Annotated in this window: 17 protein-coding genes; 3 read left to right on the top strand and 14 right to left on the bottom strand. The window is 39.6% G+C overall.

Annotation, left to right across the window (positions count from 1 at the left end; all coding sequences use genetic code 11):
* The first annotated feature begins 232 nt into the window (after nucleotides 1–232).
* Complete coding sequence (locus J0A69_RS12735; protein ID WP_206586988.1) at nucleotides 233–1,114, top strand: AraC family transcriptional regulator; 882 nt, start codon at nucleotides 233–235, stop codon at nucleotides 1,112–1,114.
* A 73-nt stretch (nucleotides 1,115–1,187) separates the two neighbouring features.
* Here J0A69_RS12735 and J0A69_RS12730 read toward each other — a convergent pair whose 3' ends face one another.
* The 13 genes from J0A69_RS12730 to J0A69_RS12670 all read right to left on the bottom strand — a co-directional run bounded on the left by J0A69_RS12730 (nucleotide 1,188) and on the right by J0A69_RS12670 (nucleotide 18,234).
* The gene (locus J0A69_RS12730) at nucleotides 1,188–2,531 is read right to left on the bottom strand and encodes a Gfo/Idh/MocA family protein (protein ID WP_206586987.1); all 1,344 of its coding nucleotides are present in this window, start codon (nucleotides 2,529–2,531) and stop codon (nucleotides 1,188–1,190) included.
* Between the two features lie 298 nt (nucleotides 2,532–2,829).
* A complete protein-coding gene (locus J0A69_RS12725; protein ID WP_206586986.1) occupies nucleotides 2,830–4,392 on the bottom strand; it encodes a sulfatase family protein in 1,563 nt (520 codons plus the stop codon).
* A 181-nt stretch (nucleotides 4,393–4,573) separates the two neighbouring features.
* Nucleotides 4,574–6,835, bottom strand: a complete 2,262-nt coding sequence (locus J0A69_RS12720; RefSeq protein ID WP_206586985.1) for an ATP-binding protein — start codon at nucleotides 6,833–6,835, stop codon at nucleotides 4,574–4,576.
* Nucleotides 6,832–7,416: a biliverdin-producing heme oxygenase gene (locus J0A69_RS12715; RefSeq protein ID WP_206586984.1), complete on the bottom strand. Its 585-nt coding sequence runs from the start codon at nucleotides 7,414–7,416 to the stop codon at nucleotides 6,832–6,834. Before J0A69_RS12715 ends, J0A69_RS12720 begins: the two co-directional genes overlap by 4 nt.
* A 23-nt stretch (nucleotides 7,417–7,439) precedes the next feature.
* Nucleotides 7,440–7,877 carry a response regulator gene (locus J0A69_RS12710; RefSeq protein WP_206586983.1) on the bottom strand — a complete coding sequence of 146 codons (438 nt, stop codon included), beginning with the start codon at nucleotides 7,875–7,877 and terminating at the stop codon, nucleotides 7,440–7,442.
* Nucleotides 7,878–8,273: 396 nt separating this feature from the next.
* Complete coding sequence (locus J0A69_RS12705; protein ID WP_206586982.1) at nucleotides 8,274–8,522, bottom strand: hypothetical protein; 249 nt, start codon at nucleotides 8,520–8,522, stop codon at nucleotides 8,274–8,276.
* A 160-nt stretch (nucleotides 8,523–8,682) separates the two neighbouring features.
* Entirely contained in the window at nucleotides 8,683–9,654 is a 972-nt protein-coding gene (locus J0A69_RS12700; RefSeq protein WP_206586981.1) for a hypothetical protein, read from the bottom strand.
* Between the two features lie 204 nt (nucleotides 9,655–9,858).
* Nucleotides 9,859–10,764 (bottom strand): pirin family protein, encoded by a 906-nt coding sequence (locus tag J0A69_RS12695; protein WP_206586980.1) that lies wholly within the window; start codon nucleotides 10,762–10,764, stop codon nucleotides 9,859–9,861.
* A 98-nt stretch (nucleotides 10,765–10,862) separates the two neighbouring features.
* A complete protein-coding gene (locus tag J0A69_RS12690) occupies nucleotides 10,863–12,461 on the bottom strand; it encodes an ATP-dependent DNA ligase (protein WP_206586979.1) in 1,599 nt (532 codons plus the stop codon).
* Nucleotides 12,458–13,483 carry a ligase-associated DNA damage response exonuclease gene (locus tag J0A69_RS12685; protein WP_206586978.1) on the bottom strand — a complete coding sequence of 342 codons (1,026 nt, stop codon included), beginning with the start codon at nucleotides 13,481–13,483 and terminating at the stop codon, nucleotides 12,458–12,460. The genes J0A69_RS12690 and J0A69_RS12685 overlap by 4 nt, the downstream gene beginning before the upstream one ends.
* 888 nt (nucleotides 13,484–14,371) lie before the next feature.
* On the bottom strand, nucleotides 14,372–15,610 hold the full coding sequence (locus J0A69_RS12680; protein WP_206586977.1) for a glycoside hydrolase family 76 protein: 1,239 nt from the start codon (nucleotides 15,608–15,610) through the stop codon (nucleotides 14,372–14,374).
* Between the two features lie 100 nt (nucleotides 15,611–15,710).
* Nucleotides 15,711–16,124, bottom strand: a complete 414-nt coding sequence (locus J0A69_RS12675) for a nuclear transport factor 2 family protein (protein WP_206586976.1) — start codon at nucleotides 16,122–16,124, stop codon at nucleotides 15,711–15,713.
* A gap of 46 nt (nucleotides 16,125–16,170) precedes the next feature.
* Complete coding sequence (locus tag J0A69_RS12670; protein ID WP_206586975.1) at nucleotides 16,171–18,234, bottom strand: helix-turn-helix domain-containing protein; 2,064 nt, start codon at nucleotides 18,232–18,234, stop codon at nucleotides 16,171–16,173.
* Nucleotides 18,235–18,460: 226 nt separating this feature from the next.
* Here J0A69_RS12670 and J0A69_RS12665 point away from each other — a divergent pair, with 226 nt between their 5' ends.
* Nucleotides 18,461–19,015: an ankyrin repeat domain-containing protein gene (locus J0A69_RS12665; protein ID WP_206586974.1), complete on the top strand. Its 555-nt coding sequence runs from the start codon at nucleotides 18,461–18,463 to the stop codon at nucleotides 19,013–19,015.
* A gap of 4 nt (nucleotides 19,016–19,019) precedes the next feature.
* Nucleotides 19,020–20,090 carry an acyltransferase family protein gene (locus J0A69_RS12660; protein WP_206586973.1) on the top strand — a complete coding sequence of 357 codons (1,071 nt, stop codon included), beginning with the start codon at nucleotides 19,020–19,022 and terminating at the stop codon, nucleotides 20,088–20,090.
* Between the two features lie 951 nt (nucleotides 20,091–21,041).
* On the opposite strand, the gene J0A69_RS12655 is transcribed toward J0A69_RS12660, so the two are convergent.
* A complete protein-coding gene (locus J0A69_RS12655; RefSeq protein ID WP_206586972.1) occupies nucleotides 21,042–22,868 on the bottom strand; it encodes a RagB/SusD family nutrient uptake outer membrane protein in 1,827 nt (608 codons plus the stop codon).
* Nucleotides 22,869–22,870 lie beyond the last annotated feature (2 nt).

Here is a 22,870-nt window from a genome sequence, read left to right as displayed (position 1 = left end):
GACAAAAGCAAAAACTTTTAGCGATTGCATCATTTTACGAAAAGCCAATCAAACAAAGATGAAATAAAAAGCTTCTTGGCAGTTCTCTCATTTTACCGAAATACTCCTGTATTTTACCATTGAAAAAGTTCTGCAACAATCTTTGATGCAGAGTAAGGAAATTAAGCAAACAAACACCAACTATTAATTGTAAAAGCTGTTTTACAATAGATAAAGATGCTCCAAAAAACCTATGAAGCCACAATTTCATAAAGTTCCTATTGATGCTGCCAAATCCTTTAGCCTGAGATTTGACAAGAAACCAAACTTTGGAAGCATCTGGCATTTTCATCCTGAGATTGAGATCCATTACATCACTAAGGGAGAAGGAACAGAGTATATTGGGGACAACATTCGGAATTTTTCAGATGGGGATATGATCCTCCTTGGAGAAAATTTACCACATACCTGGAGATGCAAGGAAGCCTACTTTCAGGAAGGAACTGAACTACAAGTTGAGGCCTATGTGCTTCATTTCCATCCGCATTTCCTAGGAGAACAATTTTTAAAAATACCTGAATCACAATCTCTTACTGTACTTTTCGAAAAAGCCAAACAAGGATTAATTATCAAAGGAGATACGAAAGATAAAGTTGCGGAACTCCTATCAAAACTAGAAAAGGATTCTGGATTTAGAGGCTTAATCGACCTTTTGGAAATCCTGCAGATTCTTGGAGAAAGCAATGAATACGAGACGATCTCTCCCGGATATGCTTACAGTCATTTAACCAATATGACCGAAATGTACCGTTTGGATAAAATCTATTCCTATGTGCTCTCCAACTATGGTTCAGATATCAATTTAAAGGAAGTTTCGGCCTTGGCCAACTTGAGTACCTCAGCCTTTTGCAGGTATTTTAAAAACATGACCAGCAAGACATTTTTTGAATTTGTAATAGAAGTAAGAATATCCAATGCTTGCAGAGCCCTGATAGAAAACAAGCAATCCATCCAGATGATCTGTTATGAATGTGGCTTTAATACGCTTTCCAACTTCTACCGACTCTTCAAAAAAACTACAGGGATGACACCTTTTGATTATAGAAAGCACTACCAGGATCAGCACAAACTCTAGAGGAAAAACGATTTCAACCTAAAAAAACCTGTTAGGAAATCCCCAACAGGTCTTTTTTTTAGCTTTTGAATATTTAGACTATTTCCGGCACTTCAAATCCAGGTCTGTAATTTCTGGTCAACATTTTATCAGCTTCAGCATCATTGACAAAAGTCTCTGATTGCGGATCAAAATGAAGCACTCTTCCTAGTCTATATGCGATATTACCCAAATGAGCCAAACCTGAAGAAAGGTGAGCTGTTTCTACTGGACCGTTCAGAATAGATCTATCATGCTTTCTCACAGCTTCGATAAAATTGGCAAAGTGACCATCCGTTCCTCCGGCACCTCTGTCCATACCCGTAGCTGCTACTCCTCCATCATCTCCTGATTTGCCAGGAGTACGATCTGGACCTAGGAATGATTGGTATTTGTCATATCCATCTACGACGATATATCCTTTTTCTCCATAGAAAATATTTCCTACAGTAGCTCCGCCCTCAGAATTGGTGTACCAAGGTCTCACTTCAAACTGAATGATCTTGCCTTCTTCTGGGTAATTATAAATAGAAGTCAAAACTTCCGGAACTTCCTTGCTGTCATTCCAAAGGAATTTACCTCCCATGGATGTAATTTCCGTCGGGAAGCCTACATCCAATCCCCACATGCAAAGGTCTGTTTCATGGATTCCTTGGTTGCCCACATCTCCATTTCCATAATCCCAGTGCCAGTGCCAATTGTAATGAACGAGGTTATGAGTAAAAGGACGCTTTGGTGCCGGACCTGTCCAGAGATCGTAATCCAATCCTTCAGGAACCGGTGAAAATCCCTTATCTCCTATGTCACCACGCATTCTAAACACCAAGCCTCGAGCCATGTAAACCCGGCCAATATATCCATCCCGCATTAATTGGATCGCTTCCTGTACGGCAGGCGAACTCCTTAATTGAACTCCATGCTGAACGATTCGATCATATTTGTTTGCAGCCTCCACCATTTTTCGGCCTTCCCAGATATTATGTGAACCTGGTTTTTCTACATAGACATCCTTTCCTGCCTGACAGGCCCAGATAGTTGCCAAGGCATGCCAGTGGTTTGGTGTGGCTAAACTGATTACATCAATATCTTTATTGTCCATGACGCGTCTGAGGTCTTGTTCCAAAGCCACATCCATGTTGTATTTCTCTTTAAATGACTTCTGTCTGTCTCGCAACAGATTCATATCAGGATCACAAAGGGTAGTCACCTGAACGTCCTTTTGCGCCATAAACCCCTGAATATGCGAATTCCCCCTTCCGTTTATCCCCAACACAGCTGCATTGATTCTATCATTGGCTCCAAAGGCCGAAGCTGGAATGATGGTAGGCGCAATTAAAGCTGCAGTCCCTGCGACGGCAGTTTTTTTAATAAAAGTTCTCCGAGATTCTTCTTTTTTCATAGGGGTTATTTTAAGGTTTCTTGTATCCAAAAATAATTGTATCATCATTTTATCCATCCTGTAGCCTGTGCAGGATACCGTAATCAAGAGACAAATGATGCTTTGGGACAGATCATCATTCTAAGAATTTTATAGAACAATCATCCATTTACAAGATATAAACCAAAAGCCAATTGACCTAATCAGCTAATTTTCAATTGAGAATATTTGATTAAGGGAAAAGCAAGAATTTAAACTGCTCCAAAATGATCTAAATAGCAGTGAGCTTTAAGGATAAGAATTAGCAAATCGTCTATTCTTATTTCAGTTCCAATGCCTCCAATTGATTGCTATTTTCTCCTCGGATGGCTTTAAAGCCATTTACCATTTCCGTCAATTTATCAGGATTGGTTTCTGCCAGATTGTTTTCTTGGGAAGGATCTTCTTTGAGATTGTATAATTGATAGGCTTTCAGATTTCCGAGCTCAATATTGACACTAGTCTGTACTTCTGGACCTGGATAAGGTGGAATCATCACCCAATCCCCATTTCTATAGGCTGTTCGGCTTGTTGCCTCGAGCACAAACTCCTCTCTTCCCTCCTGACTTTTTCCCATCAAAACATCCAAGAGGTCTTCACTATCTCTGGCTTGCGCATTAGACCCGACCAAAGCTGCTAAAGATGCAAAAAGGTCAATCTGCGTGATCATGGCATCCGAAACGCTAGGCTGAATTGTTCCTTCCCAATAGGAAATAAAAGGCAGACGAGTTCCTGCTTCAAACAAAGAGTATTTTCCACCGCGGAAAGGACCTGCAGGAGTATGATCTCCCAATTTCTCTACCGCATCATCGTAATAGCCGTCGTTTAATACCGGTCCATTATCACTGGAGAAGATGATGAGGGTATTTTCCAGAATCCCTAGGGATTCCAATTCTTTCAAAAACTCTCCAACCATCCAATCGGCTTCTAAAATAGCATCACCTCTTGGCCCCATTCCAGATGCCCCAACAAATCTAGGATGGGGAGTTCGAGGAACATGAGGCTGCTGCATGGCATAGTATAAAAAGAAGGGAGTTTCATTTTTAGATTCGGCTCGGACATATGCCTTTGCTTTTTCCAGAAAATGATCTGCCATATCTATATCCGACCATTTTGCTGCTTCTCCACCTTTCATAAAGCCTATTCTAGGAATGCCATTCACAATGCTATTGTTATGCCCATGATGCCATTTCATCGTAAGCATTTCAGGATTACTGATTGCGGTAGGCTCTCCTTCAAAATTCTCCTGATAACTCACCTGAATTGGATCTTGAGGATCCAAACCAACGACATTTCCATTTTCTATGTAAACCGTGGGTACCCGGTCCTGAGTTGCTGCCATGATATAAGAATAATCAAAGCCTACCTGATTTGGACCGGGAGAGATTTCTTGATTCCAGTCCACATTCCCCATACCTAGACCCAAATGCCATTTGCCAACAACTCCGGTAGCATATCCTGCCTCTTTCAGCATTTTTGGAACCGTCATTTGTGCGGTATCAATCAAAAGTGGGGCTGTGCCTGGAAGAATTTTCGCATTTTCATTTCTCCAAGGGTAAGTTCCGGTAAGAATCGCATACCTACTTGGAGTACAGGTAGCAGAAGAAGCATAGCCTCTAGTAAAGCGCACCCCTCCGTTTGCCAAGCGATCAAAATTCGGTGTCTGTAGAGTTCCTGCGCTGTAGGCACTTACGTCCCCATAACCCAAATCGTCGAGGTAAATGAAAACGATATTCGGTTTATTCGAGGACTTGTTTGTTTCCTCAGTATCTGAGGGTTTGCAAGAAATTAAAATTGCAAGGCTGAAAAAAAGGATGCATCCTAGGTTTGTATTTCTTTTCATGATGGGTTGATTGTCAAAAAACTCTGGTAGAAAAATACAAGGATATTTTTGAAAATGGCAAAAGGAACAAAATCACCTTCTTGATTTTTGCTCAAAAAAGAAAAAATAAAACCCCAAGAGTTCAATAGGACATTTTTCCTTCGATGAGGTAAACGATGAAAGTCTTTAAAAAAGAGAATGATTAAGCTATTTTGGGAAAGGCAAGAAATATCTTAGTTCCTACTCCCTCCTGACTTTCAGCTTTGATATTCCCTTTATGATGCTGCATGATTTTTTTGCATAAAGCCAATCCCATCCCTGATCCGGTGTATTCTGAATTACCATGAAGTCGGGTAAAAATATTGAAGACTGACTTGGAGTATTTCTGATCAAAGCCAATTCCATTATCCTCAAAAATCAGGTAATGATATTCCATCTCAGCTTCTTGATCTTCCCAGTCTATTGATTCCGGGGAGGAAATTTTGATCATAGGAGATTTATCCAAACTTCTGTATTTGATGGAATTGCGGATGATATTGGAAAAAAGCTGACGAAGCATAAATCTTTCTCCAGTGAGCTTTGGGAGTTCTCCAATTTCGAATTGAATATCGAAGTCGTAATTTTCCTGAAATTCCTCTTTCAACTCCTGAATCAATGCTGAGACATCTACTTCTACAAATGGCTCTGTATTGTATTTTACCTTATTGAATTTCAACAAGTCTGAAAGCAAAGCCTGCATTCTTTCCGCAGAAAGATTCAGCTTATTCATCATTTTACCGACGGAGGGAGAAAGCTCTTCCTCATTGATTAGCATGGAAGAAATCAATTGAATTTTCCTCAAGGGTTCCTGCAGGTCATGCGAACTTATCCAGTTGATATTCTCTAGCTCTGCGTTCGTTTCACTTAGAAGCTCACTCAGCTTTCTATATTTCTCTTCCTCTTTGGCTACCAAAATCAAGCTGATCTGTCGCTGCAAACTATAGGAATATGCCGCTGCAGTATCAAGTTCGGGTTGTAACCAATTTTTTGAAGAGTAGTTGACGACCTCCTTCCAAAGCTCAAAGGAATTTCTAGGAGACAATCCATTTTTGTCCTTGATTATGGACTTAGAAGGATCTCCTGCCCAGTTTACTTCTGTTTTCGTTTCAGGTCTAAACCAGATGATACAATTAATCCCTTCTATGTCCAGGGAATGGAAAATCACACCAGGTGTTTGTTTGCTCAGTTCCGGATGATCAGGCAAAATATCCAGCAACTTATTGGTATGAAAACTTGTGTTATTGGATTTCTCTGCCAGAAAATCTGTCAGAAAAAGGATGTCTTTTTCACTTGGAACATGCCCATGGCTGTAAACCTCTTCATCAATAATCAATGCAACTCCTGTAGCATTGCAGATATTCAAGATCTCTGGATGGGACACCAGCTCCTTAAATTTTTCCTCTCCATCAACTGATAATTCAAACATGCTCAGTCGATCGTAGGCCAAATTCACTTTTCGGGAAACCTCATATTCCTCACTGGACTGTCTCAAATCAATCTGTGAAGTAATAAAATGGCCTTGCAGCTGGGCGGCAAGCCTGATATCCGGGCTAAGGTTCTTTTTGGAATAATGGTGACAGGCAATCAAGCCCCAAAGCTTGTTCTTATGAATCAAAGAAATGGTCAAGGTAGCTCCTACACCCATATTTTGTAGGTATTTCACATGGATGGGTGAAGTACTTCTTAAGATGGAAAGACTCAAATCAAGATTCTTACCCTCTTGATCATCCAAGGTATAAATAGGTACAGGACTGTAATCGATGTCTGTAATTAAGCGAAGCAAATTCTTTAGATACAACTCCCTTGCCTGGGCAGGAATATCTGTATGGGGATAGTGCAATCCTAGAAAGGGCTCTAAATCTTCCCGGCAACTTTCAGCAAAAACCTCCCCGTTGTAATGCTCATCAAATCGGTAAATCATCACCCGATCATAGCCAGTTACTTCTCTGGTACCTTCGGCCACTAATTGACAGAGATCTTTCATGGTATTACTTCCATTCAGATAAGTCAAAAACTGAGTGGTATGATCGTAAACCTCGTTTGCTTTTTTATGCTCTTCGCTAGATGGCTCAGCCTCTAAAATATAAATCCCATCAGAGAGATGAACCGTACAGACGAAAAGCTGCTTCTCTAATTCTACTTTCAAGAGTAAGGAAGAAAGCATGCGGTCTTTGGAAATGTAATTTTCCAATGCTTGCTGAGCATCATTGCCGAAAATCTCCTGAAATCCCTTCCCAAGTAAGTCAGCATGGGATTTGGATATATAGTCAGAGACATTTTCGCTGCAATAATCAATAATAAAGGTTCCCGATTTTAGGCCCAGCAAAAATCCATGGGGCTGTATGCTTCCAGGAATATGAATAGGTTCTTGCTCACAATTAGTAAGGTTAACAATTTCCCTATTGACGATATCCCTGATTTTCATACGAGGTGGGCTGCAGATTGAAATGTATCTTTAATCTTCAAAAAGGCGTGCTTCGCTCCGGCTATTATGGCATCTCCTTGTTGGTTTTCGGATTCAAAGGAATTTAAGGCTTCCAGAAATTCCTTCCACATCATACCGGTTTTCTCTCCATACCCAAAGAAATAAGAAGCTCCCGAATTAGCAGTCAAAGCCAGTTTATCCTCTACATGCTTATAAATCATTCTCCCTCCAAGTGTAGAACCTTCAAAAACATAGGCTATCCCAAAGGCAAATGCTTCTGAATATTCCTGATCAAAGTAGACTTGCGGTTCCTTAAGGGATTCTTCTTTCCATCCTAAGAAATTTAGATCTTCTTGGATTAAGTAGGCTTTCTTCCTGGAAGAGTTAGATTTTAACTGATTGGATAACAAAGGAAATACCTGATTTTCTGCAGATTGCAAAAGTCCCTGCATAAGCTGTAAGTAAGTACAATAATCCTTCAGAGAAATTTCCTTGGAGAGTAAGGCCTTAGAAATTTCCTGATCTTCCAATTGACTATGTGCTACAGCGGTAGCTTGCTTAAGTTTTTCAGAAAATTTCATTGGATTCTGATTATAAGCCCGGGTTAATTGTCTTTGTATAAAAATGTATTGGAATCGGGCACAAAAGTTTCCCAGTTGATCTGTAGGGAATGCTCAATAGACTTTTTCAATTCTTTAAAACCGGCTGATTTAGGCACATAGTAATTTGCTCCTAGTTCCATGGTTTCCTGGATCACTGAGCCATCCTTTGAGGTAGAGAAAATGATAATCGGAAGATTACCGTATTTCTCTGACTGGCGCACTTTCTTTAAAACCTCAATGCCATTCATACGAGGCATATTGATATCCAGAAAAACCAAATATGGGCTTGGTGGCGGGTTTTCCAAAGCGTCCAGCAATTGAAGCCCGTCCATGTGTGTCATTACTTCATATTTTTCACTGATCAGGTCAACAATGATCTTGAAGAAATCCTGATCATCAGGATCATCATCAGCGTAAAATATTGTCAATTTGTCGTTCATAAAAACGTTTACTAAGGGTATTAGATACTATTTACTGACAGGCAAATCAATTAGGCAAAATGCGCTGCTTTAACTATTCGTTTACATTTACTGGCTTTACCTACCTTATAATTGCAAATTAGCTACAAGGTATAGCCAGAATTAGAACCTTACTTTACCTTTCATCAAGATTTTTGAAATCTCAAAAAGAGATCAATTCTAAGTAAACCCTCACAATATCCAACAAAATTCATTCAAAATGATTCATATCAGATAATTGTCAAACTAAGACATATTTTGAGAATCACAAAATCCAGCTCCAGATGCAATTGATTTTTGGGCAAAAAAAAACCAATAATTAGCTAGCATTATTGGTTTTTATGTTGGTTTAGAAAGTTGCCTTATATGGAAAAAAATTTATGGTAATTTATTTTCCTTTTTCTCGATTTTGTAAACTTTAGGCTCCTGAGTCAAAGAATGCAATTTGCTCCCACTTCTCAGAATCAAATATCCTCCAGCCAACCCCAAAGCTATTCTAACAGCTACATTTCCCTTAGTCAAAGCAAGGGATAAGGTATAGGTTCCGGCAAGTAAGGACGTAAGCCCCTCGGAATACTCTGTTATCCTTTTTAGACTTTGAACCAGATGATGACTTTCAGTTTTCATATATGTTGAGATAAGTTCTTTAGTACAAGTACAAAGGCTATGCTAAAGCCTAATTTGATTCTTAGCGGAACCTAGAAGGCAGTTTTTATCAGCTTTCTTTACCTTTTAGTGCAAGAGACACCACACTTTGAGCAATTGGTAGAATCAAAACTTAAGCTTATTAAGGAGTCACTTCGAATACTTTAAGAAGGTTTTTACTGGATGCACTTGGCACTTCAGAGATCAAAGCATATTTGCCAGGCTCTAGGTTTACTTTAAAATATCCTTTGCTCCCTGCAGGCATATCATTTACTCCACCCATAAAGGTAAAACCTTCCGGAACGGGGTCTATCAAGCCTTCAAGTTCCAGCCAATTCATCCAGGTTTCCAATGCTTCCATATTCCCTGAATCATCAATTTTAACCAGATTCACATCATGTCCCTGGAAATGTTCGTAGCTCTTTTGATCTATGAAATTCACCTGAAAAGTATAAGTTCCTGCTTTTTCAGGAGCAACAAAATCAATCCCGGTTTCACTGGAAATAGAAATGCTGTAATCCGCAGTTGGCTCAGCTAAAGGAGATACCTCTTCCGAAACAATGAGCTCCTTGTACATTCCCATATTGGTATGGAACATCCCTCCTTCCATTTTCACATAGCATTCCATAACATAATAGCCGGGCTTAAGATTAAGGGTTGTTTCAGAAGTGATCCCTGGCGATGTTAATCCCACTCCCCCTGGCCAAGTGGTTCCACTATACCATTCAGGGATTTTACCGAAAGCGGCCATTGCCTCATCATTTTTACCTTCGTATAACTTCGAAATCCCTTCCCCAAAAGCTGGAAGCAGCTCGTCTCTAAATTCGACCACAGTAATCGTATCAATGTAATCATCAATTAAAATGAAATGGGGTTGGGCGGATTTGTTCTGATAAACCCATGTCACCCATCCAGATGGAATGGTATCTGGAGCCTGAAAATCCATGTTTAACGTCACAACATCCATCGTACTTGCCGGAACTTCTTCCATGACTTCTTCTTCCTCAACTTTGGATTCATTTCCACAGGATACAAGAAAAAAGAGCATTGAGAGAAAGGCGAAAGAGGAAGATTTTTCAAAGATCTTCCGAATAAAAGCTGATTGATTTTTCATTTTTGAATTTGGTTGAGTGGTAAAAAAGAAAAATGATAGCCCTATGTATAACTATCTCATGCTGAGTAAAATACAATATTTATTAGAGAAATTCAATTATCAGCACTGTTTCTTTCCTCAAGAATAAAAATTAAAAAAGCTATTGCAAGCAGTTTAAATGAGCCTACTGCAAATCCAATTTTCAAAAAAGATGATTTGTTTATTCTATTTTTTTGACTTGAAAGGAGGCTCAGGAAGAGGTACAAATTCCTTGTCATCTCCGGGTATTTTTGGGAAAGCTTCCAGATTCTGGGCTTTCCAGTTTTCCTTTGCTTTTTCCAAGAGGTCTTTATCCGAACTCACAAAATTCCAAAACATAAACCTTTCCTCAGGAAAAGGCTCTCCACCGAAAAGGTAAATGACCGTTTCACCATTCGTTTCAAATTCACATAAAGATGGGTTTTTAGCAATCAGCAATTGTTTTGTTCCGTATTCATTTCCCTCCACCTTCACAGTTCCAGACAAAACATACATCCCAACTTCCCCAAATAGCCTCTCTCCTATGTTGATTTTTTGGGCTTCTTTTGTCTTGATTTCTAGAAAATATAATGGACTATGAACCTGAACAGGTGACTTTTTCCCTTCGATTTCTCCTGCAATCAATTTATAGTTGATTCCATCTTCCTCCCAATTAGGGATTTCCGATTTGTCATAATGGAAAAAGGAAGGTTCGGACTTTTCCATCTCTTTTGGTAGCCCAATCCAGATTTGGAAACCATGTAAAAATTTATCCTGTTTCCTTAGATATTCGGGTGTCCTTTCAGAGTGAACCACCCCCTTTCCCGCAGTCATCCAGTTCACTTCCCCGGGTTTAATCTCAACCGCATTGCCTAGACTATCATTATGAAATATAGCTCCATCAAAAAGATAGGTCAAAGTGGAAATTCCAATATGAGGATGAGGGGGAACATCCACGTTCTGGTATTCTTCCAGACAGGCAGGTCCCATATGGTCTATAAAAACAAAAGGCCCAACTGCTCTTTTCTCCCTAAAAGGCAAGAGTCGACCCACCATAAAATTTCCAATATTGGTGGCTCTTTCTTCTACTATCAATCCAATATTTGATTGCATACCTTGTAATGTCTTATGGTAAAATCTTCTTCTAGATGAAATTCAGGGCTTAGAAACCAATGATTGCTTCTTGACATAAAACTAAATAAGAACTGAGTTTATTTTGGTATCAAGGCCTTCAGATCATCCAAAGAGTTGGCATCAGCAATGGTCTTGTCCTTTCTCCATCTTAAGATTCTAGGAAATCGTACGGCAACCCCACTTTTATGTCTATTAGAAAAGGCTATTCCCTCAAAGGCTAACTCAAAGACCAATGTTGGTTCCACGCTTCTTACAGGGCCAAAGCGTTCTAAAGTAGTTTTCTTGATGATAGCATCCACCTGGGCAAACTCCTTATCTGTCAAACCTGAATAAGCCTTCGCAAAAGTTACCAATTCCGGCTTTCCTGCTTCGTTGTTTTCCCAAAGTCCAAAGGTATAATCCGTAAAAAGATTGGTTCTTCTCCCATGCCCCCGCATCGCATAAGTCAACACCGCATCAATGGTCAAAGGATCAATTTTCCACTTCCACCAATCCCCTTTCTTCCTTCCAACCCGATAAGCCGAATCATTTCGCTTCATCATCAATCCTTCACTTCTTTTTTCTCTAGCCAATTCTCTTTCTGCGGCCACTTCTTCCCAGGAATCAAATATCATTCTTTGTGAAAGTTGCAAAGCCGGATGTGAAATCTCCTCGATCAAAGGTTCTAATTTTTCACGCCTTTGTTGATAATTGGATTGTCTGATATCCTTACCCTCAAATTCCAAAAGGTCATAAGCTCTAAAAACTATAGGCACTTTTTTGAGGATAGACTTACTCACAGTCTTCCTTCCGATACGGGTTTGCAAATCATTAAAAGTACCGATCTCCCCATCAATAAAGGGTAAGATTTCTCCATCCAAAACCGTCCCTTCAGGAATAAAATTGACTAAGTGAAGTAGTTCAGGGTACTTATCGGAAACCAGTTCATCTCCCCTGGTCCAGATAAAAAGCTCTCCTTTCCTACAAATCATTTGACCGCGGATTCCATCCCATTTGTGTTCGAAGGCCCATTCTGAAACATCTCCCAACTCCTCCAACTCATTTTCCAAAGCATAAGCCAGGTAAAAGGGATACGGTTTGGATACGTAAGCCTGTTCATTCCTTCCAAAAATCAATTCCTCAAAACTTGTATTGGCAGGACTCCAATCCCCCATCAATCGGTAAGCGAGTTCGTCCTCCGGAACTTCCGTTACCTGAGAAAGGGCTTTGGTCATCAACTTTTGGCTGATCCCGATCCGAAAACCTCCAGTCAGTAGCTTGGTAAAAACAAAACGGGAATAATAATCCAGCTGCATCCACATTTGCTGCACATATGTCTTTTTCTCCAACTCCGATTTAGCTTTCAGAAGGATTAATTCCTCGAGAATTTCAGAAAGGGATTTATCGCTTTTCATCTGATCATTGGGAATCACCAAAGCTATTGATTCAGCTAAATCCCCAACAATATGATAGCTATCCTCAAACAACCAAAGGGGAATTGCAGCCAATTCAGTAGCATATTCCCGCAGCAAAGTAGTATTGACAGGCCTGGGAGGTCTTCTGTGGGAAAGAATGGCTATGGTCCAGATTTTATCAGCTTCAGAGGCCTGCCTAAAATACTCCGCCAGAGCAGCCACCTTCCTATTTGTCTTGGTGGTGGCATCCAATTCCTCTATCAAGGCTGCAAAATCTTTCATACCGTCTCCTTTTCAGTTGAAGTAGTAGCCTCATCTTTTTCACCCTCATAATCGGTGTTTTCCACGCTGGCATCATAGCCTAATTCCCGCAGGTATTTGCTAAAAATATCGGTGTAGCCATGGGTACAGATTACCCTTTCTGCCTCACTGGCCTTTATGCTTTTCAGTAAACCCTGCCAATCGCAATGGTCAGAAATCACGAATCCTTTATCTGTTGCTCTCCTTCTTCTAGCTCCTCGGAAAGCCATCCAACCGCTGCAGGTTCCTGTTTCAAAAGGAACGAGTTTCCTCATCCAAGGTGAACCATGGGCACTGGGAGGTGCAACGACAATTCCACCTTGAATTTCTTTTCCTTTGGTTTCTCTGGTGATCAATTGAGTTGGAGGAAGTGCAAGCTGAGGCCTCAAAACCTCAGTCATATTTTCAATTGCTCCATGAGTAAAAATAGTACCGATAGATGGTTCCAGATATTTTAGAATTCTTTGAGCTTTGCCCAGGCTATATCCAAAAAGTACCGAGGTCTTCCCCTCTTCTTTATTTTCCTTCCACCATTGATTGATTTCTTTAAAGACCTCTTGTTGTGGCTTCCATTTAAAGGCAGGAATCCCAAAGGTACATTCGGTAATCATCGTATGGCATTTAACCGATTCGTAGGGTACTGCCACTCCATCATCCTCATCTTTATAATCTCCGGTAAAAACCCAAACTTCTTCTTGATATTCAACCCTGACTTGAGAGGAACCGATGATATGCCCGGCAGGATGAAGGCTAAAAGTAACTCCATTGATCTGAAAAGGCTCATTCCAGGCCACTCCCTGAACAGGGATATCCCCAAGTCTATGTTTTAAAATCGGAATATTCGAATGGTGTGTCAGGTAATTTTTATGCCCAAATCGCGCATGATCTGAATGTCCATGAGTGATGATGGCATGGTTCACAGGCCTCCAAGGGTCCAGATAAACCTTAGCCCTAGGACAATAAATGCCTTTCGAATTAAAAACAAGGAGATCAGATCTTTTCATGTACCGGGATTATACAAAAATACTAACCTCAATGGTCAATGATTGTTCCAAGATGGAGGAATGGGGAATTTAGAAATTATGAATTATGAATTATAAAATTTAAAATTCAGTGAGTCAGTGGGCAGTCGCAGTTGGCAGGATACAAGGACAAAGTCTAAATGCTGAATTAAGAATTAAGAATGTTGAATTAGAAATGTTGAATGAGGAATTGGAGAAGGAACAACTCCCCCTTTAAGAAAAAATATTTAAGGGAAGAAAATCTTAAAAATAGGGGGCAAGGGGGATTTTGAACTTTAAATTGATTAAAACCGAATTCTATCCAATTGCGCGAGTGAAGACACTCGCTAATGCTTTGAATTCAGAATTATGAATTAAAAAAGCTAAAAGCATCGTCTAATTAAGATTTCCTTCCAAAAATATTTATGAATAATACTAATGGAATTCGAATGCTGACCCCAAAGGGGTCAAATGTCATAGCCCCGGGTAAGGAGGTACGACGTAACCCGGGGATGAATGATTATTATTTGTTCCAGCGCTGGCTCGAGAATTTCAATAGGACAAAGAAAGAATTTGCCAGCAAGATTGAATGTAAACCTTAATGGTAAAATGGGGAAATTCTTTTTCGCGAATAAGCATAAATGGTCTGTGAGACACAGACCACGGTCGGGAGAATGTTGAATTAGAAATGTTGAATGAAAAATTGGAGAAGGATCGACTCCCCCTTTGAGAAAAAATGTTTAGGGGATGAAAATCTTAAAGAAAGGGGGCAAGGGGGATTTTGAAATTAATTTTGATTAATACCGAATACAATCCAATTGCGCGAGTGAAGACACTTGCTTAAACAAATGAAATATGATTTAGAAAATAATTTATTTTCCTAATTCAAATTCAATAATCCCTGGGTTTCAATACACACATTGCCTCTGCCAACATGCATCCGGACAGCATGGAGGTTAGGGCAACTGGTTCCTCATCTCCTGGTGCTTTCCACCAATTTCCTCCATAAAGCATGGTTTTCTTGTTTACACCATTTTCTGCCATCACAGTAGCACATTTGCTGATGTACTCATAAAACTTCTTATGCGTGGCATCATCCAGTGCCGGCTCATTGACCAACTTGACGAAATAGCGGAAGAAAATACCATGGAAAAGTCCTCCGTCCCCACCCGTGGAATTAGAAAGCACTCCATTATTATTGGACATCTGGTCAATAACATAATTGGAAGCTTGAATAGCATCCTTTAGGTATTGAGTATCTCCAGTGATTTTATACAATTCATGGGCTGCCCCAACAAATGTCCCCTGATTATAGGTGTAAACAGCAGGATTAATCTCCCCCTTCAAATTCATATTATCTGACACCTTCCCTGTTTGCGGGTCATATAAATTACTTTTGAGCCAATCATAAGTTTTCACTGCTTCCTGCAGATAAGCTTCCTTTGGTTTTTTCTTAGGGCTTTTTACCTGGTCATACATGGTATAAATCCTTGCTGCAACGATGGCAGCTGGACCATTGGAACAAGCATTTTTAGATTTCTCCACATCTGTTTTCCAAGTAATTCCACCATACCAAGGAGCTTCATTTTCCGGTCCCCAGGCAGGCCAGATCCAGTCATGATACATTTGGTCTGCCTTGTTGAAATACTTCTCATTTCCCGTAGACTCAAACATTCTCAACTGTGCCAAGACAATCCATTCCATATCATCAACAAAGACATTCCACCAAGGGTCCTCTTCCCTACCCGAAAAATTGTATTCCGGAGCGCCTTCCCACCAAAGAGGATAATAATCCAAGTAAAACTGATCCGATGTCCTTTTGTAGGCATCCACAATTACATCCATGGCATGCGCTTGTGGCCAATAATGATTAGTGGTCATATTTGACAGATCACTGCCATAATTGAAATAGTAACGCTCAGGATAGCCTTCAAAATTTGCTCCCCAAAAGTGTGAAACCAAAGCCTTACTCATTCCATCGGCCAACTCTTCCCAATTGATGGAATCAGCTTTGGCTTGAAGTCCCAGTCTGTCAATTTGGGAATGGGTATTCTTTTCTTTCTGCCCCGGACTACGAAAAGAAAAGATTAAAACACTTATTAAAGCAAAGAAAATTGAAACTCTACGCATGACTGCAAAAAGGATATTTAGTTAATTAAATTGATGAAACTGATTTACTAGGGGTTCGGTCTATTCAAATTCAACTTTAGTTGAGGAAATAGGATCCAAATCAAAAATCCAATAAAACCTGAAGATTTGAATCGATTGGCGCGGAGGTATGTTGATGAACAACTTTCCAACCAATTTCATCTCTAATAAAGCCAAGGGAAATTCTGTTTTTCATACCTCTTAAAATTGTTTGGTCCAAGCCCACGGCCTGAAATGAAACCACCGCAGAAGCAAAACCGACTGTAGATTTTTCCTGAACACTTATCATTTCAAAATCTACTTTGACTTTTTCGTCTCCCAGAGATCCTAACCAATTACTTATTTCCAGAGACCAAGCTTCCAATCCTTTTTGAAACCCATGTTCCCACATATCAAAAATCACTACATTCTCATGGTAAAGTCCCACCATTTGGTTTACATCTTTATTCCAGGCAGCGTTCTTATAAACGACAAAAAACTCTTCTATTTTATCCATAGCTAGAACAATTAAATTAATTTCAGGAAATCAGATTTACCTTTTATTACCAGATCCCTTTTTCCTCCAAACGATTTCGGATTTCAGCATTATTCTTCCAGAATTTATCCACTATCCTAGACCAAATTTTTTGAAACTCGGGTTCTTGAATGATTTTATCTGCCAAAGGATCTTCAGGTAAAAACAGAATGACCCAATATTGAATGTTATCCTCTTTCTCGAATTCTCTAAAATGAGTTAAAGCTCTTTCAAAATCTCCCTCATGGGCATAATACATTGTTAGCCCTAGATTTTTGTAAGCCGTCTGATCATTTTCCAAGTAAGCTCTATAGCTCTCGATAAATTCCCTTCCTTCTTCCGCTTTGCCTACTTTTTCATAGGTTTCCCCAATGATCATATTTTCATGAACGTAGACATTCAGCTGTAGATTTTCACGAATCTCATTGAACTGGGAATAATAATTATAGGCAGCATCATAATCTCTGAGATAATAACTGACCTTGCCCAGATCCTGCAAAATATCAAAACGGGAACTGTCTTTATTGTATTCAATCTGCAACAAATCCCGTGTATGGTTCAAATCCTTATCCTTAGCATAGCTTATAAAAGCTTTGACATATTGACTGTAGGCATTTCCAGAAAAATACTCCAATGACTTATCCAGATAGGCAGATGACTCCTCCACAAAACCAGTTTGGATAAGAGCATTTCCCACTCTCAAATAAAAATAGCTTGTTGCCACAGAATCACTGGAACCTGCATCCAATTGCATTCCCATTAAGGCATATTCCAGGTATTTTTCAGTATCAGGCAGGTTGTTCGCATAAAAATCAGCCAGCAATCCGATGATCAAAGAGGAGTTTGGACGGAATTCCAATCCCTTTTCTAAAAAGGGCAAAGCTTCGGTGTACTCCTTCTTCGCCAAATAATACATGGCTTTTGCAATCATACTTTCCCCTAAAGTCGGGTCATAAAGCATGGCCTTATCGGCATAGGTTCCCAGCTGATCCAAATGGGTTTTGTCTGCTTTGAACATGTCATAATAGTAATAAGCCATGCCTGCGCATGCATAGGCCAAGGCAAATTGACCATCCTCCTTTATTGCTTCTTCGAAGTACACTACAGATTCCAGCAAATTTTCATCCCTTCCTTGATTTAGAAGATCCAGCCCTTTCATAAATGAATCGTAGGCCTTCAGGTTATCAGTGGGTTCTTTTTCAATTCTGGATTTTTCCTCTGGCGTAATCACAGCCTGAATCTCCTTCGCAATGTCTTTGGATATTTCCTGTTGCAAGGCAAAAATATCACTCACTTCCCTTCTGTATTGCTTGCTCCAAAGATGTCTATCCTTGGTTCCATCAATTAACTGGATGTTCAAAACAATATTATCTCCTATTTTCTGTCCGCTTCCTTCTACCAAATAGTTGACATTCAGCTCATCCGCCATTTCAGGAATGGATTTAGAACTCCCTCTATACTTCTCAGCAGAAGTCCTACTCAACACCCTTAAATCCTTGATTTTTTGTAAGTTATTCAATGTGGCCTCCATAAGCCCATTAATCAAATACACATTGGTGGAATCGGAACTGTCATTCTTAAAGGGCAATACCACAATAGATTTTTCTAGATTGGATTGGGATTTGAAAAAGTCTTTGCCTAACCATGTTCCGAGTAGTATTAAAATCAATCCTAATCCCGATAAAGCCAAAATCAAGGTTCTTTTTTGGGGATTTTTTGAAGAGGAGTCTGAATAGGCCTCCTCTTGCTTTTCCGGATGTTTTCCTACCTCTCCGGGAGGATAACCATAATGTTCTCGGAAACATTTAATGAAATAAGATGGACTATTGAAACCTACCTGATGGGACACTTCAGACACATTAGAACTCGTATTCCTCAAAAGTGCCATGGCCTCTTCCAAGCGGATCTTATTGATAAATTGGCTGACGGAGAGATCTGTCATTTTTTTGACTTTTCTCAGCAGGTTGGACCTACTCATATTCATTTCCTCCGCCAGATCCGAAACCCCAAACTCTTCCTCAGAGATATGCAGTTTGATTTCTGCTATCAACTTATCTAAAAACTCTTTTTCCTGAGGACTTAATTCAGTCATGAATTACTAAAATGGAGACAGTTTGGTGGCTTAAAACAAGTTGATTTTTAAATTCTAAAAATGCCTGTTCAGAGGTCTAATTTAGGGTATTTGCGCCATTTTTTATATGCCTGCATCATAATTGATATTGTCAACAGCAAACTTTATGCTTTTGGAAGCATGGCTGTTTCTTATGCGTCAGGACTTGGATTTTACTTTGTGCTATTCATTTAAAACAAAAAAAATCATGAAAAAATCAGTATTTCAAAACCCTATTATCGCGCTTTTTAGCATTGCTATTTTAATCTTTTCTTCCTGTAGCCAATCTGCTGCCCAGAAAGAAGGTGCTCCTGATATAGATCTTCAGACTGCCGTTGTAACTGGAAATACGGAAGCCGTAAAACAACATATTGCTGCGGGAACTGACCTGAACCAAAGAGATCCATTTGGAGGATCAAGTCCATTGATTACTGCTGCGGTCTTTGACAAAAGAGAAATCGCAGCCTTATTAATAGATGCAGGAGCAGATATCAATTTCCAGAATAATGACGGTTCTACTGCTTTGATCTCCGCTGCGTTTTTCGGTAGACCTGAGATTGTCCAGTTGCTTTTAGAAAATGGAGCGGATAAAACAATCAAGAATAAGTTTGGTACAACTGCCTATGAAAACGTGACTCCTCCTTTTTCTGAAGTGAAAGAAGTCTATGATATCATGGGAGGCATGCTTGAATCTATGGGATTAAAGCTTGACTATGCTTATCTGGAAAAAATCCGTCCAGAAATCGCAAAAATGTTGAAGTAAGAAGATGGATTCACAAAGCATCAAAACAATCCGTAGGTACGATATCGACTGGCTCAGGGTCATAGCCATTGGATTACTTCTTATCTATCATATCTCCATAGGATTTCAACCCTGGGGCAGAATGATCGGCTTTATTACTTCCAAAGAACCATGGGCAGCCTTATGGGTGCCCATGTCCCTACTCAATATCTGGAGAATACCTTTTCTATTCTTCGTCTCAGGAATGGGAGTCTATTTTGCCATGCAATCCAGAAGCTGGGGAGGGCTGTTGAAAGAAAGAGCCAAAAGAATCCTTTTACCTTTTGTCTTTGGGATGTTTGCCATAGTACCTATTCACATATTGATTTGGAGACAGTATTATGGCATGGAACTCAGGTACAATTGGGATCCTGGACATTTGTGGTTTCTAGGAAATATATTTTGCTATGTGCTCTTGTTGTCTCCCCTCTTCTACTTGATCAAAAAGAATGAAGAAGCAAAATTGGTTGTATGGCTGAAAAGCACCCTGAGAAAACCATGGGGATTGTTATTGGCGCTAATTCCCTTTCTATTAGAAGCAGTGTTGATCAATCCAGTTCCTTTTGAGCTATATGCCATGACCTGGCATGGGTTTGTTTTGGGTTTAATAGCCTTCTTTTTCGGCTTTTGCTTTGTATTAAGTGGAGAAGGTTTTTGGAAAATGATCCAAAAATGGAGATGGCTATTTCTTGTCTTGGGTTCAGGTTTATTCGTTTTTAGGAATTACTATTTTAAGAGTTTCCCACCTTCCTATTTACTGGCAATTGAATCCTTTTCATGGATTCTGACAGTATTTGCATTTGGAAGTCTTTACCTAAAAGGTCCAAGTAAATCATTGAGCTATCTAAGTCAAGCGGCTTACCCAGTCTATATCCTTCATATGATTTTTCTCTATCTCGGTTCTCTTTTGATATTCCCATTGGAAATACCTGTTTACTTACAATTTCTTCTTGTAGCCTTAATCACTTTTGCCGGTTGCTTTGGTAGCTATGAGTTGATCCGAAGGATTCCTTTACTCCGGCCTTTCTTTGGATTGAAGGGAGGAGCTGGGAAATAGTTGTTTAATGAGGAATGTTTAATGATGAATTGGAGAAGGAACAACTCCCCCTTGAAGAAAAAATGGAGATAGAAATAAAAATGAAAATAAAGGGGGCAAGGGGATTTTAAGTTTAATGCTTCTTGATTATCCATTCAGCAACCACAGACAGGTGTTATTAAAGGAAGCAAATATAAAATTTTACCGTCACTGCGAGCAAAGCGTGGCAGTCCCGAAGTTTTAAGAAGGAAGTGTTTAGTTCCACAATGGGGAAAATTGTTTGAAATGAGGGATCCGATAGTCACATAGAGGAAAGTCAGAATTCAGAAGCATGAAAGCTGAATTAAGAATGTTGAATTAGAAATGTTGAATTAGAAATTGGAGAAGGATCAACTCCCCCTTTGAGAAAAAATATTAATAGAAAGAAAATCTTAACGAAAGGGGGCTAGGGGGATTTTAAGTTTAATGCTTCTTGACTATCCATTCAGCAACCACAGACAGGTGTTTGTATTGGAATGTTGAATTTAGAAAGTCAGAATTCAAAAGTATGAAAGCTAAAAGGCCATCTAAAGCTGGTTTAAAATGGTAATGATTTAAGGTCTGACCCCATAGGGGTCAAATGTCATAGCCCCGGGTAAGGAGGTACGACGTAACCCGGGGATTGAATGATTATTATTTGTTCCAGCGCTGGCCCGAGAAAATAATTTGTAGACGGAAAAGATTTGCCAGCAAGATGGAAACGAGAAGATTTAAGATTTATGGATTGGGAATAAGGAATCGCTAAAGTCACTGGAAGGAAGTCAGAAGAATAAAGTATGAAAGCTGAAAAACACTAACCAACATTTAACAAATGAGGCCTTGATATAAAACCATATTTAACCAGTTCCTCTAAATAAACATTGCCAAACCTCTAAACTGAAGAGGTTTGGCAATGAATTAAATGAAACCAAAACTTTGAGATTCGATATAGAATCAGTAGCCGGGGTTTTGTACTAATTGTTTGTTTCGATCAATTTCACTTTGAGGAACTGGGTACCAATAATTTCTATTTTCCCATGCTGCTCGCGTAAATGCAACTGTTCTCTGGTGGAACTCAGTAGATGATATTTCTTCGCCTTTGTCAATATCCATCCCATAGAACTGTCCTCCCTGATGGTATTCAGGCTGATCTGCTACCTTCCATCTTCTCACATCCCAATACCTGTGACCTTCAAACATCAATTCGATTTGTCGTTCTGTATGAATAACCTTTCTCATTGTATCTTGGTCCAAATCTCCCTCATAGTCGGGAAGACCTGAACGATTTCTGATCTCATTTAGGTAATACAAAATATCCTCATGTCCTGGGGAATATTCGTTTAAAGCCTCAATATAATTCAAGTAGATTTCCCCCAATCTAATATTCATGGCAGGCCTTGAAAAACTTCTTCCATCCCTGTAATCATTATTTGGGTGGATGTTTTTTCTCGCCGTATAGCCAGTTGAAGGATAATCTCTAGTTGCTCCCTGTTTTCCAGAATTACCAGTGTAAAAATACTCCACAATATTACTCCACCCTGGATTTGGTACAACTGGGCAATAAGCACCATTGAAAGTTATATTGACATAGAATCTAGGTTCTCTACCCACATACATTTCGTAAGTGCCTGGAGCATAATATTGATTCCCTTCTTCCGTAAAACCTTCCTCTGAATAGCCACTGCTAGGATTGCTGATTTCAAGTCCGTTGGCCATTTTGAAAGCATCAACCATTTCCTGAGTGACTGCAATTCCATTCCAAGCATTTCCATTAGAATTACGAGGAGAGGAATGTCTTTCCCAGTTACCATACATATCTGAATTCGTTCGAAGCCAGATTCCTTCTGTTCTCCAACCTTCAAACATCAGGTTTCTATAAGATAAAAATCCAGCACGAAATGGGTCTTCATGGTTCTCTCTATAAAGGGAATAATAGCCCAAATCAATCACCTCTTTGGCAGCATCAGCAGCCATTTTCCATTTGTTTTCATCGTAATTCTGATTGATCAACTTTGTTCCATCAGGATTGGTCCAATTAGAATAATCTGTATTTCCATTTACCAGTGGACTTGCATGAAACAATAATACCTGAGACTTGATTGCTTGGATAATAGGCTTGGTGATTCTGCCCGTCTGTGCTGGATCAAGTTCCTGTGGATTGGTTGGATTGAGGTGTTTTTCAGGAACATCTTGATAGGCAAGATCCATTTCAGAAAGAACATAGTCAATTCCTTCATCCCATGTACTTCTAGGAATCTGGAAATCCGCATCTGGAGGAAGGGAATTTTCTCCCATCAATACCACAGGGCCATATTGTCTCATCAACAACCAGTAATAATAAGCTCTTAGAAATCTCGCTTCCCCTTTGTATTGTTGGATCAACTTATCCCCATTAGGCTCTGCAGGAATTTCCTTGTTCATATCCACATTTTCTAGGAATATGGCTGCATATCGGATTGCCTGATAATACCCTGACCAAACGTTGTGGTTTGTATTATCAGGAGTCATTGCTCCTGAATTGATTGCTGGAAAAGTCCAAGCATAGTCCACTTCATCGCTTTGGCCTGACCACTGTTGATTGTAGGGCTGATTCCACATATCCGGAAGCGGATTGTAGATTCTGGCGAGCCACTGCTCGGTCATCCCCTTATTTGTAAACACATCGTCTAAAGTGGTGATGTTATCAGGTACTGTATCTAAAAAGTCCTGAGAACATGACAGCATCAAACCAACAGCTAAAACAGTTATATATTTTCTGAATTTATTCATTATTCGATTCATAA

Origin of the sequence: Algoriphagus pacificus (assembly GCF_017254845.1) — a bacterium.
GTDB lineage: Bacteria > Bacteroidota > Bacteroidia > Cytophagales > Cyclobacteriaceae > Algoriphagus > Algoriphagus pacificus.
Note: the sequence above shows the minus strand (reverse complement) of the source record. Positions and strands in the feature narration are given on the sequence as shown.

What these genes read in the sequence shown, in the direction of transcription:
- J0A69_RS12730 (WP_206586987.1), bottom strand. Translation starts at nt 2,531, where the DNA reads ATGAAAAAAGAAGAATCTCGGAGAACTTTTATTAAAAAAACTGCCGTC.
- J0A69_RS12685 (WP_206586978.1), bottom strand. Translation starts at nt 13,483, where the DNA reads ATGAAAAGATCTGATCTCCTTGTTTTTAATTCGAAAGGCATTTATTGT.
- J0A69_RS12680 (WP_206586977.1), bottom strand. Translation starts at nt 15,610, where the DNA reads ATGCGTAGAGTTTCAATTTTCTTTGCTTTAATAAGTGTTTTAATCTTT.
- J0A69_RS12670 (WP_206586975.1), bottom strand. Translation starts at nt 18,234, where the DNA reads ATGACTGAATTAAGTCCTCAGGAAAAAGAGTTTTTAGATAAGTTGATA.
- J0A69_RS12710 (WP_206586983.1), bottom strand. Translation starts at nt 7,877, where the DNA reads ATGAACGACAAATTGACAATATTTTACGCTGATGATGATCCTGATGAT.
- J0A69_RS12695 (WP_206586980.1), bottom strand. Translation starts at nt 10,764, where the DNA reads ATGCAATCAAATATTGGATTGATAGTAGAAGAAAGAGCCACCAATATT.
- J0A69_RS12690 (WP_206586979.1), bottom strand. Translation starts at nt 12,461, where the DNA reads ATGAAAGATTTTGCAGCCTTGATAGAGGAATTGGATGCCACCACCAAG.
- J0A69_RS12675 (WP_206586976.1), bottom strand. Translation starts at nt 16,124, where the DNA reads ATGGATAAAATAGAAGAGTTTTTTGTCGTTTATAAGAACGCTGCCTGG.
- J0A69_RS12720 (WP_206586985.1), bottom strand. Translation starts at nt 6,835, where the DNA reads ATGAAAATCAGGGATATCGTCAATAGGGAAATTGTTAACCTTACTAAT.
- J0A69_RS12655 (WP_206586972.1), bottom strand. Translation starts at nt 22,868, where the DNA reads ATGAATCGAATAATGAATAAATTCAGAAAATATATAACTGTTTTAGCT.
- J0A69_RS12715 (WP_206586984.1), bottom strand. Translation starts at nt 7,416, where the DNA reads ATGAAATTTTCTGAAAAACTTAAGCAAGCTACCGCTGTAGCACATAGT.
- J0A69_RS12705 (WP_206586982.1), bottom strand. Translation starts at nt 8,522, where the DNA reads ATGAAAACTGAAAGTCATCATCTGGTTCAAAGTCTAAAAAGGATAACA.
- J0A69_RS12735 (WP_206586988.1), top strand. Translation starts at nt 233, where the DNA reads ATGAAGCCACAATTTCATAAAGTTCCTATTGATGCTGCCAAATCCTTT.
- J0A69_RS12725 (WP_206586986.1), bottom strand. Translation starts at nt 4,392, where the DNA reads ATGAAAAGAAATACAAACCTAGGATGCATCCTTTTTTTCAGCCTTGCA.
- J0A69_RS12700 (WP_206586981.1), bottom strand. Translation starts at nt 9,654, where the DNA reads ATGAAAAATCAATCAGCTTTTATTCGGAAGATCTTTGAAAAATCTTCC.
- J0A69_RS12660 (WP_206586973.1), top strand. Translation starts at nt 19,020, where the DNA reads ATGGATTCACAAAGCATCAAAACAATCCGTAGGTACGATATCGACTGG.
- J0A69_RS12665 (WP_206586974.1), top strand. Translation starts at nt 18,461, where the DNA reads ATGAAAAAATCAGTATTTCAAAACCCTATTATCGCGCTTTTTAGCATT.